The following is a 585-nucleotide window of genomic DNA, read 5'->3' on the forward strand; positions in this document are numbered from 1 at the left end:
TGAAGGGGCAGAGCTGGGCGGACGACGTCCCGATCGTTCAGTACGAGTGCGCCGGCACGGATAGCCAGCGGTTCAGGATCGTCGCCTGACCCGGCTGCCGGACAGAGCGCAGCGGTGCCAAGACCGGGCCCCGCCGCATCGTACGTCCATCTACTACGAGTAGCCCGGACAAGACCCTCAAGAGCCGCCAACCCGACGCCAGACGCCTCGCCATCGTGGTAATCGCCGTTGGTCAGCGTGCGGGCGTGACGCCCGCACGCTCCAGGCAGAAACAAAACACACGGGTTCGCTCGCCGACTCGCCCCGCACCTGACGCCTACGCCCAGCTGGGGCGCGCCTCGGCACTCCTGGGTCCTGAATGGCCAACTATCGGTCGACGAACTGGCCGGCTGTGAACCGACAACAGCCGCTGACCTGCGGGCTCGCCCGGAAGCTGTGGCAACGTATCGCGCGGAGTCACAGCCGACTGTGACTTTGCGCTGAAGACGCTCCTTACCTTGTTGGCGGGTTGATTCCGGTCCTTCGTACGATCGGGAAACCCAGGGGCCTGGGTGTGGCTGAAAGCGCTCATGCCGTGGTTGTGGC

It is taken from the genome of Streptomyces sp. NPDC037301 (assembly GCF_055602785.1).